Origin of the sequence: Paucibacter sp. B2R-40 (genome assembly GCF_025717555.1) — a bacterium.
GTDB lineage: Bacteria > Pseudomonadota > Gammaproteobacteria > Burkholderiales > Burkholderiaceae_C > Paucibacter_A.
The window spans coordinates 517,073-531,390 of sequence record NZ_JAJIRP010000001.1 but is presented as its reverse complement, the minus strand read 5'-3'; the positions used below and the strand labels follow the sequence as shown (position 1 = coordinate 531,390).

General features: G+C 64.0%; 15 protein-coding genes. 8 read left to right on the top strand and 7 right to left on the bottom strand.

What is annotated here, in order from left to right; all coding sequences use genetic code 11:
• Positions 1-85: 85 nt before the first annotated feature.
• On the bottom strand, positions 86-445 hold the full coding sequence (locus LNV09_RS02350; RefSeq protein WP_263532546.1) for a hypothetical protein: 360 nt from the start codon (positions 443-445) through the stop codon (positions 86-88).
• A 149-nt stretch (positions 446-594) separates the two neighbouring features.
• Here LNV09_RS02350 and LNV09_RS02345 point away from each other — a divergent pair, with 149 nt between their 5' ends.
• Positions 595-1,254, top strand: a complete 660-nt coding sequence (locus LNV09_RS02345; protein ID WP_263555460.1) for a PEP-CTERM sorting domain-containing protein — start codon at positions 595-597, stop codon at positions 1,252-1,254.
• Here the strand turns inward: LNV09_RS02345 and LNV09_RS02340 are convergent.
• Both LNV09_RS02340 and LNV09_RS02335 read right to left on the bottom strand, forming a co-directional pair.
• Entirely contained in the window at positions 1,251-1,928 is a 678-nt protein-coding gene (locus LNV09_RS02340) for a DNA alkylation repair protein (RefSeq protein ID WP_263555459.1), read from the bottom strand. The two genes, LNV09_RS02345 and LNV09_RS02340, sit on opposite strands and share 4 nt — an antisense overlap.
• Before the next feature lie 24 nt (positions 1,929-1,952).
• The gene (locus tag LNV09_RS02335) at positions 1,953-2,549 is read right to left on the bottom strand and encodes a Crp/Fnr family transcriptional regulator (protein ID WP_263555458.1); all 597 of its coding nucleotides are present in this window, start codon (positions 2,547-2,549) and stop codon (positions 1,953-1,955) included.
• Positions 2,550-2,578: 29 nt separating this feature from the next.
• On the opposite strand from LNV09_RS02335, the gene LNV09_RS02330 reads away from it, so the two are divergent.
• From LNV09_RS02330 to LNV09_RS02310, 5 genes are all read left to right on the top strand, one after another.
• Positions 2,579-3,352: an SDR family NAD(P)-dependent oxidoreductase gene (locus tag LNV09_RS02330; RefSeq protein ID WP_263555457.1), complete on the top strand. Its 774-nt coding sequence runs from the start codon at positions 2,579-2,581 to the stop codon at positions 3,350-3,352.
• A gap of 20 nt (positions 3,353-3,372) precedes the next feature.
• Complete coding sequence (locus LNV09_RS02325) at positions 3,373-3,705, top strand: darcynin family protein (RefSeq protein ID WP_263555456.1); 333 nt, start codon at positions 3,373-3,375, stop codon at positions 3,703-3,705.
• 104 nt (positions 3,706-3,809) lie between these two features.
• Positions 3,810-4,400, top strand: coding sequence for a LysE family translocator (locus LNV09_RS02320; protein ID WP_263555455.1), 591 nt, complete (start codon positions 3,810-3,812; stop codon positions 4,398-4,400).
• A gap of 9 nt (positions 4,401-4,409) precedes the next feature.
• Positions 4,410-5,870, top strand: a complete 1,461-nt coding sequence (locus tag LNV09_RS02315; protein ID WP_263555454.1) for an aminotransferase-like domain-containing protein — start codon at positions 4,410-4,412, stop codon at positions 5,868-5,870.
• A 100-nt stretch (positions 5,871-5,970) separates the two neighbouring features.
• A complete protein-coding gene (locus tag LNV09_RS02310; RefSeq protein WP_263555453.1) occupies positions 5,971-7,263 on the top strand; it encodes a hypothetical protein in 1,293 nt (430 codons plus the stop codon).
• A 210-nt stretch (positions 7,264-7,473) separates the two neighbouring features.
• Here LNV09_RS02310 and LNV09_RS02305 read toward each other — a convergent pair whose 3' ends face one another.
• From LNV09_RS02305 to LNV09_RS02295, 3 genes are all read right to left on the bottom strand, one after another.
• The gene (locus tag LNV09_RS02305; RefSeq protein WP_263555452.1) at positions 7,474-9,381 is read right to left on the bottom strand and encodes a sensor histidine kinase; all 1,908 of its coding nucleotides are present in this window, start codon (positions 9,379-9,381) and stop codon (positions 7,474-7,476) included.
• 59 nt (positions 9,382-9,440) lie between these two features.
• Entirely contained in the window at positions 9,441-11,372 is a 1,932-nt protein-coding gene (locus LNV09_RS02300; protein WP_263555451.1) for a sensor histidine kinase, read from the bottom strand.
• Between the two features lie 96 nt (positions 11,373-11,468).
• Complete coding sequence (locus tag LNV09_RS02295; RefSeq protein WP_263555450.1) at positions 11,469-12,371, bottom strand: LysR family transcriptional regulator; 903 nt, start codon at positions 12,369-12,371, stop codon at positions 11,469-11,471.
• A 120-nt stretch (positions 12,372-12,491) separates the two neighbouring features.
• Here LNV09_RS02295 and LNV09_RS02290 point away from each other — a divergent pair, with 120 nt between their 5' ends.
• Entirely contained in the window at positions 12,492-13,025 is a 534-nt protein-coding gene (locus LNV09_RS02290) for a DUF1579 domain-containing protein (protein WP_263555449.1), read from the top strand.
• The gene (locus tag LNV09_RS02285) at positions 13,016-13,357 is read left to right on the top strand and encodes an NIPSNAP family protein (protein WP_263555448.1); all 342 of its coding nucleotides are present in this window, start codon (positions 13,016-13,018) and stop codon (positions 13,355-13,357) included. Before LNV09_RS02290 ends, LNV09_RS02285 begins: the two co-directional genes overlap by 10 nt.
• On the opposite strand, the gene LNV09_RS02280 is transcribed toward LNV09_RS02285, so the two are convergent.
• Positions 13,348-14,307 carry an alpha/beta hydrolase family protein gene (locus LNV09_RS02280; protein ID WP_263555447.1) on the bottom strand — a complete coding sequence of 320 codons (960 nt, stop codon included), beginning with the start codon at positions 14,305-14,307 and terminating at the stop codon, positions 13,348-13,350. The two genes, LNV09_RS02285 and LNV09_RS02280, sit on opposite strands and share 10 nt — an antisense overlap.
• Positions 14,308-14,318: the final 11 nt, after the last annotated feature.

Sequence of the window (14,318 nt, the reverse complement as noted above, 5' to 3'; positions counted from 1 at the left end):
GCCTTGGCCAAAAGCGTCTCTCAAAGACAGGAGTTCCTGCCGCCGAACGAAGGTTGCCCGCCGAGGCGAGCATTTCACTTGCGGTTCAGGCGCTCAGTCGCGGTGGTCGCTCAAGACCGGCCAGAAATGGCAGCGGCGCCGCGATGGGAAGCGGGGCCGAGGGGGCCACCAGGCCCAAACCGGGCAGCAGTCTTGCCACCACGGGCAGCAACGCCGGCGCATGCACGCAGGCGTCATCGATCAGATGCTGGGCCGAAGCCTGCGATTCATCCAATTGAAGCTCGGCATGGTCATGGGCGGCATGGTGATGCGCCGCACCCTCGAAATGCAAGCTGGCATGCAGCTTTTCACTCGGGCTGGCCATCAGCACCGCCGCACCCGCGCAGCTCAGCGCCTGCCAAAACAGGCAGAACATCAACAAGTAGGCGGTGAAGCGGCGGTTCATGGGCGGCGAGTTTAGCGGAAGCTTCGCATGAGCGACGTCAAGACCGCTCAATTCCGGACTTTCTCCGGAGCAACCCTGATTACCATGACGGCGGAAATCGCCGATCCTGACGACGCGCAGAACGGCCAACTTGCAAAGGATTGATTGATATGAAGCTCAGTTCAAGCTCCCTCGCACTGGCCGCCGGCCTGACCCTGCTGAACGCCGGCTCGGCCGCGGCCGACACGACGATCATCACGTTTGAAGATCTCGTTGAAGGCACGCTGTTGAGCACACAGTACAGCGCCCTGGGCGTGAACTTCGTTGCCAATGCCTTCAGCGGCTCGGGCAGCTCAAGCTCGGGCAAGCCCTGGGCCAGCAACACCGATATGACGGTGACCGCCACCGATGTGGCCGGCCTGGGCGGACCGTCTTTGGTCAGCGGCAATGTCTTGCACAGCTTCTCGGGCTGGCAGTCGGAAGACGGCGACCCCAGCTTCTGGATCAATTTCAGCGCCGCGGTCAGCTCGGTCAGCATGGACTTTGCCGGCATCGGCTCGCCCTCGGCCGACACGCGGCTATTTGTCTACAACGGCGCGAGCTTGCTCGGCAGCGTCACTGCCATAGGCGGGACCGGCCAGCAAACACTGAGCTTTAGCGCCGCCAGCATTACCAAGGTTGGCGTCGCGGCGGGAAACTTTCGCGATTGGGTGGCCGTCGACAACCTCAAATTCGAGGCCGCAGCCCCGGTGCCGGAGCCGGCCAGCTATGCGCTGATGGTGCTGGGCCTGGCTGGCCTGCTGGCCAAGCGACGCGGTTGCGCACGCTAGGCCTGTTTCACCGAAGACTGCTTGGCGCGCAACTCGCGCAAGGCATCGGCCGCAATCCAGCGGGCCGCCTTCTCGGGTCGCTCGCGCAGCTGTTCGGCCAGGGCGATCGCCTGCGGCAGCAGCTGGCTTGAGCGCTTACCGATCTGGCGCAGCGCCCAGTTGACCGACTTCTTGACGAAGTTGCGATCATCGTCAGCGGCTGCCGCGATCAAGGGCAAGATAGCGATGAAGTCGGCATCGGCGCGCTTTTTGTCGTGCACGGCCAGCACTGCCAGCAACGAGAAGGCCGCACGCTTGACGAACTCCTTGTCGCTGCGCGCCCACACCGGGATGCGCGCCCAAGCCAACGGGGAGCGCCGGAAGGCGTTAAGGCAAGTCTGATCGCAGACATCCCAGGCCCGCATGCCCTCGGTCCAGTGGTTCATCTCGCTCACACTCAGTTGCTTGGGATCGGCAAGCAGCGCCGCCAAGATTTGCGCATCGGGAATGGCTGTGTCCCACAGCGCCAGCGCGAGAGGGTGATCCGTACCGAGCTGCCTGCCCAAGGCCCGCAGCGCCGGCACAGACAGCCCCAGCCGCGCATCACCCGTCAGGCCAAATTTGGCCATCGCGCCCAGCTGCTCGGGGCGCGCCTGCTGTTTCAACAATGCCAATACCTGCTTGAGCTCGGTCATCTTGGTTTTCCTGTTCGACCGGGCTCAAGGCCGCAGCCGCGCGCGGATGCGGCTCAGGCTGACCGGCGTGACGCCCAGATAGCGGGCCAGGTCCTTCTTGGGCAGACGCTCGCTCAGGCTAGCATGGGCCTGCACAAAGGCGGCGTAGCGCTGCTCGGGGTTCAAGGTCAACAGCTCACGCTCACGCGCCTCCTTCAGCGCCGCAAAGTGTTGCATCGCCCGGTACAGCGCCAGCAGCCAAGCGGGGTGGCGCGCGGCCAAGGCTTCAAGCTCGAAGTAGTCGACCCGCTCCAGTTCGCTGTCCTCCAAGGCCATCACGTCGAAGCTGCTCAGGCCACCGGCCTTCAGCGCGGTCAGGCTGCCGAAGAACATGCCCTCGTGGCTGAAAGACTTGACCCACTCGTCGCCATTCGCCAGCAAATAGTGCAGCTTGAGCAGACCCTTGCGCACCAGATAGACATAAGGGTGAGGCTGATCGGCCTCGAACAAGGTCTGGCCGGCCTCTAGCTGGACCCGCCTCAGCTTCAGCCCCTCGCGTTCGGGCAAAGGCTGGCCGGCCAGGTTTTGTAGCAAGAGCAGCAACAGGGCATCGCTGGCCGGCTTATCTTTTGTAAACGACATCGCGCTGCCGCCTCCCTAAAGTTCGTGGCATGCATTCAAACACATACCTCCGCACCTCAGCGGCAAGGCCGACGCAACTTTGGCTGGTCACCGGTGCCAGCTCGGGGCTTGGCCGGGCGATCGCCTTGCAACTGGCCGAGTCGGGTCAGCAAGTTATCGCCTGGGGCCGTGACGCCGCCCGCCTAGCCGAGTTGCAAGCCAGCCACCCCAGCATTGTGGCCACGGCCCGCCATGATTTGGCGAAGCTGGAAGGGCTCGCGCCAGCCTGCGTGGACATGCTGCGGCAATGGCCCGCACTGAGCGGGGTAATCCATTGCGCCGGCATTCAGCATGAGTTGCTGCTCGAAACACCGGGCTATGGCGCCGCCGACATCGAAGCGGAGTTGCTCGTCAATCTGGCCGCGCCGATCGAGTTGACGCGTGCGCTGTTGCCGCATCTGCAGCGCCAGGCCGGCTCGCACATCGTCTTCGTCACCAGCGCCCTGGCTCATGTGCCCAAACGCAGATCGGCCACCTACAACGCCAGCAAGGCCGGCCTGAGCGCCTTCGCTTGCAGCCTGCGAGCGCAGTTGCGCGGCAGACGGGTGAAGGTCAGCGAATTGATCCCGCCGCTGGTGGACACGCCGATGACGGCCGGCCGTGGCGGCAAGCGCAAGCTGGCGCCGGCGGTGGTGGCGCGCAGTCTGCTGCGGGCCTTGCGCTCGCGCCGGCCGCCGGCGCAGATCTGGGTCGGCCCGGCGCGCTGGCTGCCCTGGCTCTTGCGCCTCGCCCCCATGACGATCAAACAAGTCTTTTTACGTTGAACCCTCAAGAAAGAATCACCATGAATACCTGTTTCATGCTCGTCAACGCGTTGCCAGCCTGGTTGCGCCTGAGCCGAGGCCAGCGCGCCGAGGTCTTCGCCCAGGAAGTGCTGAGTTTGCTGCCCCAACACCCCGGCATTCAGATGCGGCATTTCGATGCCGAGGCCTATTCGGCCGTCTGCAGCGATGTGCTGATGTTGCAGGTGCCGGATGCCAAGGCGCTGCACTTCTTCATCGAAGGCCTGCGCGACTCGACGATCTACACCACGCCCTATTTCGAGCTCGTCCACATCATCCCGACTTGGGAAGACGGCTACCGCGCCTATGAACAGGCACGGAGGTCGGGCTTGTAGGGGTCGCCCGACTGATACAACGCAAGCCTTGTCAACCCGGTCTGTACCTTGGCGGATCAAGCAGCCCCGGCCACAGTCGAGGCCTTGCTGTTGGAGCCCAGACCATGTCCTTATCCCCCGCCGAATTGCTGCCCTTGATGAGCTACTGCTTCGTGATTTCGGGCACGCCCGGGCCTAACAATGTGATGCTGGCCAGCTCGGGCGCCAACTTCGGCTACCGCCGCGCGCTGCCCTTGATCATTGGCATTCAGGTCGGCGGCGCCTTGCTGACCTTTGTCACCTGCCTGGGCCTGGGCAGCTTGTTCAACGCCTTTCCGGTATTGCACCAAATTCTGCGTGTGGCCGGTGCGCTCTACCTGATCTTTCTGGCCTGGAAGCTCGGCACCATGAAGGTCGGCGACGCCGCCAAGCCGATGACCATCATCCAGGCGGCGCTGTTCCAGGCTGTCAACCCGAAGAGCTGGATGAAGTCCATCACGCTGGCCTCCGTCTTCATGCCGGTGGGTTTGAGCGTACCGGTCGGGGCGCTGTTGGTGACCGTCACCGGCGTGCTTGTCGGCCTGCCAATCTCCTCGACCTGGGCGCTGTTCGGCGTCGCGATCCGCCGCTGGCTGGACGACCCGCTCAAGCGCCGCATCTTCAACCTGAGCATGGGCGGCACCTTGCTGGTTCTGGCGATCAGCTTCTTGCGCTAATCTAGCGCCATGTTTTCCCTCGACCGCAATGCCGCTACGCCCTTGGCCGACCAGATCGAGCTGCGCCTGCGCGAGCTGATCGCGGCCGGCCAAATGCCGGCCAGCGCGCGCCTGCTGTCGATCCGCCAACTCGCTGCGCAACTGCAGGTCAGCCCCAATACCGTCGTAACCGCCTATGACCGGCTGGTCGCGCTGGGTCTGATCGAGTCGAGGGGGACGGCCGGCTATTTCGTCAGCGAAAGCTCGCGCCATTCGGCCCTGCCGGACGCGGCGGTGCTGGAAGCGGGCGAAGAACAAGAAGCCGTCTGGCTGGTACAGCAGTCCGGCGATCAACGTGCCGGCGTGCTGCTCGCCAGTGGCGGCGCCTTGCCGCCGACCTGGCTGGAGGATGGGGTGCCGGCCGCCGCCGTTCAACGCGGCCTGGCGCGCGCCGCAGCCGGCATGGCCTCGCGCTGCCCGCCGCAAGGCCTGCCCGAGCTGCGCGAGCGCATCGCCATGATGCTGCGCGGCATCGGCATTGCAGTCGACGCCGGCCGCATCCTCACCACGTTCGGCGGCACCCACGCGATCGACTTGATCTGCCGGGCCTTTTTGCAGCCCGGTGACTGCGTCTTGGTGGAAGACCCCGGCTATTTTTTGATGTTCGACCGGCTGCGCAAAGATGGCATACGCCTGATTCCTATAACTCGTCGCGCCGACGGAATCGATTTGGCCGAGTTGGAAGCCGCCGCCCTGGCCCACCGGCCGCGCTTGCTCTTCATCCAGACCGTGCTGCACAACCCGACCGGCTGGAGCAGCAGCGCCGCCAATCTGCACAAGGTCCTGGTGCTGGCTCACAAGCATGGCTTTTTGATCGCCGAGGACGATGTGCAGGGGCATTTTCACTCCGGCCATGCCACCCGTCTTGCCAGCCTATCGGGGCTGGACCGGGTGATCTATTACTCCAGCTTTTGCAAGGCCTTGAGCCCGGCGCTGCGCATGGGCTATATCGCCGCCGACCCGCTGCTTTTGAAGGCGCTGATGCGCGAGAAGATCTACTCGGTGCTGACCGGCGCCGCGTTGCTGGAATATGTCTTGCTGGAAGTGTTGGCGGCCGGGCGCTGGCGCAAGCATCTCGATCGCTTGAATGCCAAGCTGCTGGCGGCCCGCCATGCCAGTGCGCGTCAGCTGGAGTCTGCCGGTGTCATGCTCGATCACCCCGGCGAAGGCGGCTTGTTCATCTGGGGCTCGGTCCCTGCCGAGGTGGACCTGAACCTGCTGGTGCAGGATGCTTACCGCAACAAGATCTTGTTGGTGCGCGGCGCTACCTTCTCCGGCGGCAAGGCCTATGACTCGCATATCCGTTTCAATGTCGCTTTCAGCCAGCAGCCACGCCTGGCCGACTACCTGCGTGAGCGCCTGCAGTCGCTGGCGGGCGCACAGCAGGCGCTGACCCGGGCGAGCCAGGCTGCGTCCAAAGCCCCTGAGTAGGCAACTCATCATCCCCAGGCCGCGCTTCGTCGGGCAGCCCGCGAACGAGGCCGGGCAAATGGCTAGGCTGACGACCTTTGCACCTCGAGAGCCCCCCGTTATGCCACGCCTTATCTGGCCCGTACTGCTGACTGTCAGCCTGTTTTTAAGCACCCTGGCAGGCGCCGCCGAGCCCAGCACCAAGGAAACCCCGGCCGAGGAGCCAGCCCAAGACCTGACGGCTGAGCCCAGCGCCACAGCCACCTCCCATCTGCACCAAGTGCAGGTGCAGGGCGTCTCCACGGTGGCCCGCGAACGCAAGACCTTGGCACAGATCTTCAAGGCGCAAGCGCTGTTCCAGAAGTATCACAAGCTGGCACCCCAGGCCAGTTTGAACTATCGCGTCTATGCCCGCAAATACCCCGACGATCTGCTGCGCGCCGACTTGGGCCTGGTCGGCGCGCAAGGGCGCACCCCGGTCACGCTGGATGAGGAGCAGCGCTTTGTCGCCGATCCAGCTTGGCGCCTCTTGGACCAAGACAGCGAGGTGCGCAGCAAGCTCGCCGATGGGCGAGTCACCTGGCGGGCCGACATCCGCACCCCCGGCCGGCCGGATGGGGAGCGCCGCCTGGGCGACCTGCGCCTGCAATGCCGAGTCGCCTTTGGCAGCGGCCTTGCGCGCACCGACGCGGGGTGGATCGGTACCTTGAGCAAGCTTTTCAGTGCCGACGATGAACAATGCAACAAGCCCGACTGGAGCCCCAGCAACTTTGCCGACCAGCCGATCTTCTCTGTCACCTTGGTGCACGGCGACCGGCGCTTGAGGCTCAACCAGCGCAATCTGCATGGCCTGTTTGATGAATCAGGCGAGGACTATGACTGGGGCTTCTTGCTGCGTGACCGCATGTTCCGCGTGCCGCTGGGTGACCTCACTTGGCCCGACGACACGCGGGTGCTGCTGGAGACTATGGCCAGCTCCGCGCCCTCGATCAACTTGGGCCTGCAAGAGTCCAAGCATCGGCTGGCCGAGCTGGCACGAGCGCTGAAGCCCGGCGTGAGCAGCGAGGCCGAGATCCGCGCGCTGGCGGGCAATCTCAAATTCAAACTCTTGCGCTTTGAAAACGGCATGCAGATTTGGCGTTATTGGAAGGCCGGGGCCGCACCGACAACCGCCGGGCTGACCGAAATGGCCGCGCTTGCGGGGTCGGCTGGCCTGGCCGACTTGACCAGCGCGAAGGGCATCGAAGACGCGGCAAAGGCGAAGGCCGCTGTGATCGAAATGGCGGCCAAGGCCGCCAAAGCCTCGCCGATGTCGGCCGAGCGCGGCACCGAGCTCGTCTTGCTGCTGAACGCCGACGGGGTGCTGCAAAAATTCGCCTTCACCGAACGGCTCAATGCGTCGATTGAACCTTAATCCAGCAGTTGGACGAGCCCGAGTGTGGTGCGATGTGGTGCGTTGGCAAGGCGCGACGACGCAGCGGGCTGATGCCCGCAAGGAGGAGCAACGACGCCAGCGTGGCGTAGCGCGCCGCAATTGGCTGCGTAGCGCTCTCACCAAAATGGTGATTCACATCGAAGCGAACTTCATCAGTATTCAACGGCTCTTTCGGGCAAAAGCAAGCGGTCAACTGCTGGATTTAGGTTCAAATCCCGGCGCGCCCGAGTCCGGCAAGGTGATGCGCACGCGCAAGCCCTGCGGCTGATTGGGCAGCAACTCAACCTGCCCGCGCATCAGCTCTTCGACCAGATTGCGCACCAGCACCAAACCGAGCCCGCCCTCGGTCAGCAATTGCTCCGCAAAGGGCTCAAAGGCATGAGCGCGGCGGGCCTCGCTCATGCCGGGCCCCCGGTCGATCACCTCGATGCATAGCCCGGGCTCGGCAGCCCGCCTGCCGAGCAGCAGTGTGATCTCGGGCGGACTGCCGGCCGCCCGGCCAAAGCGCAAGGCGTTTTTGAGTAAATGCTGCAAGACCTGGCCCAAGGCATCGACCGCGCCCAACCATTCGATGCCCTCCTCCAGTTGCAACAGGGGCTGTGCACCGGCCGCCTGCCATTCCGACTGCAGTACCTGCACCTGTTCTCTGATCCAGGGCGCCAACTGCATGCGCCGTTTTTGATGCAGCTGCTCATGCAGACTCAGCTCGCTGAAGCGACCTAACAGGCTGCGCGATCGGACCAGGTTTGCCTCCACCAAGGCGGCGGAATCACTCACCTGCGACAAGGCCGCCGATAGATCCTGTTTGCGCATGGGCGCCTGCAACTTGACCTGCAGCGCTTGCACTTGGTCGCGCAACGCGCTAATGGTCAGGTTCGCCGTACCCATCGGCGTGTTGAGCTGATGCGCGACGCCGATCAGCAATTTGCTGACCACCTCGCGCTGCGCATGTCGGTGCAAGGCCTGCTGGGCCTCGGCCAACTCGCTGCTGCGCTCGCGTACGCGTTGCTCCATCTCCTCATAGGCTTGGTGCAGTTCGGCATTGCGGGTGCGCAGTTCGGTGGCCAATTGGGCCTCCCGCAACAGCGCCTCCATGCCGGCATTGTGTTTGGCGCGCAACTGCCGCAATACCTCGTCTTGCACCTCTTGGCGTTGCTGAACGGCGCGGCGCCCATCTGCCACGCGGCCTTGGCGAAATGCACACTCGGCCTGCGCTTCAAGCACTTTGCTCTGCAAATTCGCGCTACGCGCACTGCCCAACTCAAGCTGCAGCGCCTGCTCGAGCTCGGCCGCCGCCGAGTCCAAATGCCCATCGCGCAAACCCAGTTGACCACGGGTATAGGCACGCCATGCTTGCATTAAAAAATTCGGCTTTCGCGTGACCAGAGCATCCTGCAGTTCAAGTTCGTCGAGCTGCTGTTGCGCCGCTTCAAAGTCACCGGCCAAGGCTGAATTGATGGCCAAATTGGTACCGATCATGCGGCGAAACTCACGCAGGTGCGCAACCTTTGTCCTGTCATACAGGCTGCGATACAGCTCGATGCACAGGCGCCGGCTACCCTCATCACCGGCCTCCGCGCGACCATAGGCCACCGAAGCGCGGCAGCCACCGAGATAGATATCCACCCAATCAAATCGCCCAAGCAGGCGCAGCTCCAGCTTGGGCAATAGACGGTCCAACTCATCAAGATCGCCGATCGCAATCAGGTGTGCAAGCATCTGTTGCGCAGCCATGCACTCGCCCACGCGCGCACCAGCACGCTCGAACAAGGCCATCGCCTCGCCCTCGTTCTTCAGCGCTTGCACGGTCAAACCCAGGGTCTTGCGACCTAGTGCCAAAAACATCAAAAGCTCGGCTCGCTGTCTGGGGTCTAGCGACGCGTCAAGCTCCAAGCGCTCCGCCAACTGGGTCAACTCAGGAGCGACAACGCGACCTTGACGCAGTTCCATCCAAGCCTGCAGAAGCTCGAAACGCGGTGACTCTTGCGGTCGCTGCAGTTGCTCTTGAAGGCTTTGCTGGGCTTCATGCCAGCACAGGGACCCGACTGCCGTATAGATGGCCTCCACGGCCGCATCGCTTTCTCGCACTTCGGTCATGGCTCACTCTCCAGTTCGCCGCAAACTCTGCTCAAAGTCAGACCATTTGCACTCGCCGCTCAAGCTCGGTCGCTGAGCGTCTGGCCAACGTTTTGATACAAACTGCCCGTAGCCGAATCCGGCAGGATGATGCGCACGCACAAACCTTGCGGCTGATTGGCCCTCAGCTCGACTTGGCCGCGCATCAAGCCCTCGACCAAGTTACGCACCAGCACCAGGCCGAGGCCGCCTTCGGTCACCAACTGCTCGGCGAAGGGCTCGAAGGCATGGGCGCGCCGCAACTCGCTCATACCGGGACCCTGGTCCTTCACCTCGATGCACAGACCCGGCCCAGGCAGCAGACGCTGAAAGATCAGACTCACCGGCGCGGCGCGCCCGTCTACCCGAGCAAAGCGCATCGCATTGCGGAACAAATGCTGCAGCACATGGCCCAGAGCATCAACTGCGCCCAGCCATTCGATGCCCTCCTCGAGCTGCAAATCCGGCTGCACGCCCACCGCCAGCCATTCCTGCTGCAAGACCTCGACTTGCTCGCACAACCAGGGTGCCAGCTGCACACGCCGGCTTTGATGCAGCTGCTCATGCAGCCCTAGCTCGCTGAAGCGCGACAAGAGGCTGCGTGAGCGCACCAGATTGGTTTCGATCAAGGCAGCGGCATCGTCCATCTGCCCCACGCTGGCCAGCAAATCTTGCTTGCGCATCGGCGATTGCAGCTGTGCTTGCAGGCCCTGCAGCTGGTCGCGCAAGGCACTCACCGTGAGGCCGGCCGTCCCCAGCGGCGTGTTGAGCTGGTGGGCGACGCCGATCAAGAGCTTGCTGACGACGCCGCGCTGCGCGTGCCTGTTCAGCGCCTGCTGCGCCTCGGCCAACTCGGCGCTGCGCTCGCGCACGCGTTGCTCCATCTCGTCGTATGCAAGGCGCAGGTCGGCATTGCGCGCGCGCAGCTCGGTAGCCAGTTGCGCCTCACGCAACAGCGCCTCCATGCCAGCATTGTGTTTGGCGCGCAGTTGCCGCAAGACATCGTCTTGCACTTTTTGGCGCTCCTGCAGCGCAGTGCGACCATCCTCGATACGGCCCTGGCGGAACGCACATTCGGCCTGCGCTTCAAGAATCTTGCTCTGCAAATTGGCGCCGCGCTGGCCCTTATTTTCGAGCTGTAGCGCACGCGTCAGCTCGACGGCGGCGAGGTCCAGATGCCCATCGCGCAGACCCACCAAGGCATGGGTATAGGCGCGCCAGGCATGCATCGTAATCACGGCAACTTGGTTGACTCCGGCATCGAGCAGTTCAAGCTCGCTGAGCAATTGCTGCGCAAGCTCAAACTCCCCACCCAAAGCGCAATTGACCGCGAGATTGGTACCCACCATGCGGCGAAACTCGCACAGCGCGGGCTGTTTGCTGCGCTCGTACAAATCACGGTAAATCGCAATGCAGGTCGAGCGGCTGTTTTTGTCCCCGGCTTCGGCGCGGCCGTAGGCAGCCGAGGCCCGGCCGACAGCCAAAACGGCGTCGGCCCAGTCATAGCGCCCGAGGAGGCGCCGCTCCAACAGTGGCTGCAGGCGCTCCACCTCATCCAGGTCGCCGATGGAAATCAAGTGCACCAGCATCTGCCAGGCTGCCATGCACTCGCCAACTTTGCGCCCCGCGTGCTCAAACAGCGCTAGCGCCTCCCCCTCATTCTTCAACGCCGTGAGCGTCAAGCCCTGCGCCATGCGTCGAACCGCCAGCAGCAGCAAGAGCTCGGCTCGCTCCATCGGGTCAAGCGTGAGATCTTGCTCCAGCGACTCCGCCTGCTGGAGCAGCTCGGGTGCGGCCTGCTCGCCAAGTCGCAAGCCCAGCCAAGACTGCAAAAATTTGCAGCGCTGCGAATCGGGATAACTCCCGACCAGTGCCCGCGACAACTGCAGCGCCTCGCTCATTCGGTAGCTGCCGGCAGCGGTGTAGACCCCGTCCACCTCTGCATCGCTCACATCTGTTCGAACCGACGTCATAGTGAAGTCCGCCCTTTGCTCGGCATTTTGCTCGGCGTTTTGCCAGCCGCTGTACCCGCAGCTCAGACCCCCTTGCTAGCCCTACTTTAGACCAAGTCACGCCATCGGCGCCTGCCCCTCAAAAAGTGGCAGCAGCGCCCTTGTGCCCTCATAAACCGCATCAAACAACTGCTTGATGCGGGGCACGTGGCGCAAGTCCTGGCGGGTCAATAGCCAAAGATCGCTGCGCCATTGCTTCGGTGGCGTTTGAATAACGCGGCAGATAGACGACTCCAAATCACCCAGATAGCAGGGCAAAACGGCCAAACCGGCACCCGCCTTGACCAAGTTCAGCACATTGACATGGCTATTGGTCAGCAAGACCGCCTGCTCGTCGAGACCTTGCTGGCGCAGCCATTTGCTTGAGTCCAGATGCGCGAAAGTGTCGTCGCCGGCAATCCATGGGAAGTCGGCCAAGTTGTCCGGCGTCACGCCGCCCAGTTTGCGCGAGCGATAAACGGTCGACTCGATCCGGCAGAGCCGCCTGGCCACCAGCGGGTCGGCCGGGCGCCCGCCCGCGCGAATTGCCACATCGGCCTCACCCTTCAAGATGTCTTGCTGCACGGTTGAGGTGTTGATCAGCAATTGCACGCCGGCGGACCGTTGATATGCGCTCAGCAGCGGCGCCAGCGCCGCGTGCATCAAGGTGTCGGTGGTGGTCAGGCGCACGATGCCGCCCGGCCAGGCGGCTCGCGCGCCCAAACGCCGCGTGGTCGAGGCCAAGTCGAGCTCCATCGCTGCGGCGACCCGCATCAACTCGGTTCCCGCCGCCGTCAAGCTGTAGCCGGCTCTGGAACGATCGAACAGACGCACGCCCAGTTCAGCCTCAAGTCCTTGCAGGCGGCGGAATACCGTCGCATGACTGAGCCGCAGGCTGGCGGCCGCCGCCGTCAGGGAGCCGGCGCGGCCGATATGCAAGAACAGACGCAGATCGTCCCAGGAACTCGGGCTGATATTCATGGCTGGCGGGTTCGACATTGCTTGCAAATTTGACAATTATGTTTGCAAAATTGATTGAACAGCCGAGTCCTTGTTTTTCTAGAATTTGCGCATCCCATCAAGCCTGCAAAAAGCATTCACATGACTCCATTCGACATCAGCGCAGCAACCCCCACCGGCAGTGCGGCGGACTTCGACTTCTTCATCGGCGCCTGGCGCATCCAGCATCGGCGCCTGAAAGAACGCCTGCTCGGCTGCCAGGAATGGGACTCCTTCGAGGGCAGCTCGGTGATGCAAAAAATGCTCGGCGGCCTCGCCAATGTGGACGACAACCTGCTCCACTTACCCGACGGCGACTACCGCGCGCTGACGCTGCGCAGCTTCGACGCGGCGACCGGGCAATGGGCTATCTGGTGGCTTGACGGGCGCCGGCCCGGCCAGCTCGATGTGCCGGTGGTCGGCCAATTCCGCGACGGGATCGGCTGCTTCTACGCCGATGACACGCTCAGAGGCCAGCCCATTCGCGTGCGTTTCATGTGGACGACGCGGGCCGAGTCGGGCCAGCCGCGCTGGGAGCAAGCCTTCTCAAACGATGGCGGCGCAAGCTGGGAATGCAACTGGGTGATGGATTTCAGCCCCCTCCCAGCCGGCCAAACTGCAACGCCATGCGCGTGATCGAAATCAGGAGCTACCGGCTGCGCGCCGGCAGCCGCGAGCGCTTTCATCAATTGGTCGAGCAGCACAGCCTGCCCTTGATGCAGGCCTGGGGCATTGACGTGCTCAACCACGGGCCATCGCTGCAAGACGAAACGGGCTACTTCCTGATGCGCGCCTTTGCCGACTTGGCCGAGCTGAACGCTGCGCAAGCGGCGTTCTATGCCAGCCCCGGCTGGCGCCAGGGGCCACGCGAGGCGATCATCGAATTGATCGAGTCCGACAGCAATGTGGTGTTGGCCTTGAGCGAGGCCGCGATCGACGCGCTGCGGCTGCTTGCGCCTCAAGTCTGAGCCAGGCGCGCACGCAAGACCGGGCTGGCCTGTTCGATCGGCGCCAGCAGCAGCGGCCAGATGCGCTCACCCAGCTCACGCCTGAACATGCCGAAATGCCCGATCGCGCGCAGGCCCAGCGCCCTGGGATCGAGCGTGTGGCGGGCCACGCTGGCGCTGCTGAATTGCTTGCCCAGGTGATCGACGGCCGGGCCGGGTCCGAACAAATGATCGTCGCTGACGTTCCATAGATGCACCGGGCCGGTGAAGCGGTGGAAGCCCAACTCGCCGGCCAAGGCCGGGTCGGTGAACATATAGCCTTTGCGACGGCCCCAACGGGCCCAGTCCAGCGCCGCCTGCTTGGGCAAGCCTTCGGCACGGGCGCCCAGCAGCCAGCGTGGCGCGTGGCCAAACGCATGGCTCAGGCCCGGCAGCAGGGCGTGAAAGAACATCACGGCCTTGGTGCGCGGTAGGCCCGACCAAAAGCGCCAATCTGCGGCTTGAGCCGCCACGCCCAGCAAGGCGTCGGCTTGCTCGAAGCCGGGCGCCAGACCGACCGCATTGCCGCCGAAAGAGTGGCCAATCGCCAGCAAGCCGATCGCATGGCCCTGCTCGCGCTGCTCAAGCTGGCGGCGCTTGTCGGCGGCGCGCAAGGCCGCCGCCATGTCCAGCCTGGCCCAGTCCCGCAGGCCGGCGCCTTCGCGGCGCAGCGGCCCTTGCAAATTGGCGCCGATGCCACGGTAGTCGTAGCTGAGCACCGCATAGCCGCGCCGGCTCAACCACTCGGCAAAGCCGCGGTAATACGGGCTGGCCACTGCCATCGCCGGGCTGACGACGGCAACAGCACGCACCGGGCCGGCGGCAGCATCCGGCTCGTACCAGCAGGCATTCAGCAAGCGGCCGTCGGCGCAGCGCAAATGCAGCGGCCTGGGCGCTGCGGCTGTGGAGAATGGTTTTTTGTCGCTGTTCATGGCCCTGGGCT

Coding starts and splice junctions, on each gene's coding strand:
- LNV09_RS02295 (WP_263555450.1), bottom strand. CDS start 12,371: ATGAATATCAGCCCGAGTTCCTGGGACGATCTGCGTCTGTTCTTGCAT.
- LNV09_RS02340 (WP_263555459.1), bottom strand. CDS start 1,928: ATGACCGAGCTCAAGCAGGTATTGGCATTGTTGAAACAGCAGGCGCGC.
- LNV09_RS02290 (WP_263555449.1), top strand. CDS start 12,492: ATGACTCCATTCGACATCAGCGCAGCAACCCCCACCGGCAGTGCGGCG.
- LNV09_RS02280 (WP_263555447.1), bottom strand. CDS start 14,307: ATGAACAGCGACAAAAAACCATTCTCCACAGCCGCAGCGCCCAGGCCG.
- LNV09_RS02325 (WP_263555456.1), top strand. CDS start 3,373: ATGAATACCTGTTTCATGCTCGTCAACGCGTTGCCAGCCTGGTTGCGC.
- LNV09_RS02310 (WP_263555453.1), top strand. CDS start 5,971: ATGCCACGCCTTATCTGGCCCGTACTGCTGACTGTCAGCCTGTTTTTA.
- LNV09_RS02300 (WP_263555451.1), bottom strand. CDS start 11,372: ATGACGTCGGTTCGAACAGATGTGAGCGATGCAGAGGTGGACGGGGTC.
- LNV09_RS02320 (WP_263555455.1), top strand. CDS start 3,810: ATGTCCTTATCCCCCGCCGAATTGCTGCCCTTGATGAGCTACTGCTTC.
- LNV09_RS02335 (WP_263555458.1), bottom strand. CDS start 2,549: ATGTCGTTTACAAAAGATAAGCCGGCCAGCGATGCCCTGTTGCTGCTC.
- LNV09_RS02350 (WP_263532546.1), bottom strand. CDS start 445: ATGAACCGCCGCTTCACCGCCTACTTGTTGATGTTCTGCCTGTTTTGG.
- LNV09_RS02315 (WP_263555454.1), top strand. CDS start 4,410: ATGTTTTCCCTCGACCGCAATGCCGCTACGCCCTTGGCCGACCAGATC.
- LNV09_RS02345 (WP_263555460.1), top strand. CDS start 595: ATGAAGCTCAGTTCAAGCTCCCTCGCACTGGCCGCCGGCCTGACCCTG.
- LNV09_RS02330 (WP_263555457.1), top strand. CDS start 2,579: ATGCATTCAAACACATACCTCCGCACCTCAGCGGCAAGGCCGACGCAA.
- LNV09_RS02305 (WP_263555452.1), bottom strand. CDS start 9,381: ATGACCGAAGTGCGAGAAAGCGATGCGGCCGTGGAGGCCATCTATACG.
- LNV09_RS02285 (WP_263555448.1), top strand. CDS start 13,016: ATGCGCGTGATCGAAATCAGGAGCTACCGGCTGCGCGCCGGCAGCCGC.